Source organism: Bacillus sp. AFS001701, from assembly GCF_002559405.1.
Lineage (GTDB): Bacteria > Bacillota > Bacilli > Bacillales > Bacillaceae_G > Gottfriedia.
On sequence record NZ_NTZO01000398.1, the window covers coordinates 1 to 735 of the forward strand.

Below are 735 nucleotides of genomic sequence, written 5' to 3' on the forward strand. Positions count from 1 at the left end.
CGTTATATGATACGACCTAGTCTCGGCCGCACACGCGCTCGTTAATTACATAAGCAAATCAGAATTAAACATTATAAATTACAATATAAGTTTTAATCACATTCCATTTAATCATTTCTTTTAAATCTTCAATGTTTATAAAAAAAAGAGCTAACCAACTAATTGTTGATTAGCTTATCATCGTTATTGATTTGCTTTTTTCANNTTTGCCTGATGTTTAACAGCTGCTTCTACATCTTCGATCATTTTACCATCTTGTCCAACTGTAACACTCGTTCCATATGGATTACCTCCAGCTCCAAATGTGACAGGATCTGTATATCCAGGAGATGCGACTATCGCTCCCCAATGATACATAGTTGTGTAAAGAGATAAGATTGTTGCTTCTTGTCCACCGTGAGGGTTTTGTGCTGAAGCCATCGCACTAACAACCTTATTTACAAGTTTTCCACCAAACCAAAGTCCCCCAGTCGTATCAAGGAATTGTTTCATTTGTGCTGGCATATTTCCAAATCGAGTAGGTACACTGAATATAATTGCATCTGCCCACTCTAAATCATTTAAAGTTACCTCAGGTACATGACTTGTTGCTTCGACATGTGCCTTCCAACCTTCATTTCCTTCAATAACAGATTGTGGTGCAAGTTCAGGTACTTTTAATATTTTTACTTCAGCACCTGCTTCTTTTGCCCCCTCTTCCACCCATTTTGATAATTGATAATTTGTTCCACCCAT

1 protein-coding gene is annotated in these 735 nt (G+C 37.2%); it reads right to left on the minus strand.

Annotation, left to right across the window (positions count from 1 at the left end):
* Positions 1–183: 183 nt before the first annotated feature.
* The coding region (gene wrbA / locus CN514_RS20055) for an NAD(P)H:quinone oxidoreductase (protein ID WP_098234104.1) at positions 184–735 on the minus strand (552 nt) is incomplete at its 5' end.